The following is a 1,166-nucleotide window of genomic DNA, read 5'->3' as shown; positions in this document are numbered from 1 at the left end:
CTAGTGTTCTGTCCCGTAAATTCGCCGTCACAAGATATGGTTAGGATAAGGCCTTCAGGGAGAGGTCGATGCCGAACGCCTACACACGCAACCATGTGGTGGAGTTGACTGAAGTCGAGCGCGCGGAGCTGACTGCGATGGCGCGCTCGCGATCGCTGCCGGCGGCGCTGGCGCTTCGGGCCCGGATTGTGTTGGCATGCGAAGGGCCTGAGGCGGCAAGCACGGAAGTCGCCAAGACCTTGGGTGTCGATCGCAGCACGGTGAACAAGTGGCGCGGGCGGTACGTACGAGATCGGATCAACGGACTTTATGACGAGCTGCGTCCAGGACGGCCGCGTACGGTGGACGACGAGCGGGTGGCCGAGTTGATCACCAAGACACTGCACAGCAAGCCGGCCGATGGTGCAACGCACTGGAGCACGCGAGGGCTTGCCGGGGAGACGGGCATCAGCAAGACGACGGTGGCCCGCTATCTGAAGGCGTTCCAGATCAAGCCGCATCGTGTGGAGAGTTTCAAGCTGTCGACCGATCCGCTGTTCATCGAGAAGTTGCGCGATGTGGTCGGGCTCTACCTGAGTCCGCCTGAGAACGCGCTGGTGCTATGTGTCGATGAGAAGAGCCAATGCCAGGCGCTCGAGCGCACGCAGCCTATGCTGCCGATGGGTTTGGGTTACGCCGAAGGTGTCACCCACGACTACGTGCGCCACGGCACGACGACGCTGTTTGCCGCGTTGAACGTGATGAACGGCCAAGTGCTGGCGCAGTGCCGCCCGCGGCACAGGCACCAGGAATTCCTGGACTTCCTGCGAGCCATCGATCGGGCGGTTCCCCCGGAATTGGACGTGCACTGCATCGCAGACAACTATGCCAGCCATAAGCATCCCAAGGTGCGCGCATGGCTGTCGCAGCGGCCACGCTGGCATATGCACTTCGTGCCGACTTATTCCAGTTGGCTCAATCAGGTCGAACGATTTTTTGCCATCATTACCGACAAGGCCATACGTCGCGGTTCGTTCAAAAGCGTCAAGGAACTGACCACCAAGATCGACACGTTCATCAGCCACTACAACGAGAACTGCAAGCCCTTCACCTGGACTGCCACCGCCGACTCGATCCTACAAAAACTCGCCCGCTTGTGTGGGCGAATTAACGGGACAGAACACTAG

Annotated in this window: 1 protein-coding gene; it reads left to right on the top strand. The window is 60.2% G+C overall.

The features are described 5' to 3' along the window. The first annotated feature begins 68 nt into the window (after positions 1-68). Positions 69-1,166, top strand: a complete 1,098-nt coding sequence (locus ABD927_RS24475) for an IS630 family transposase (RefSeq protein ID WP_345252503.1) — start codon at positions 69-71, stop codon at positions 1,164-1,166.

It is taken from the genome of Pigmentiphaga soli (genome assembly GCF_039541095.1).
Classification (GTDB): Bacteria; Pseudomonadota; Gammaproteobacteria; order Burkholderiales; family Burkholderiaceae_B; genus Pigmentiphaga; species Pigmentiphaga soli.
The sequence above is the reverse complement of the archived record's forward strand: the minus strand, read 5'-3'. Positions and strand labels throughout refer to the sequence as shown.

What these genes read in the sequence shown, in the direction of transcription:
- ABD927_RS24475 (WP_345252503.1), top strand. Translation starts at nt 69, where the DNA reads ATGCCGAACGCCTACACACGCAACCATGTGGTGGAGTTGACTGAAGTC.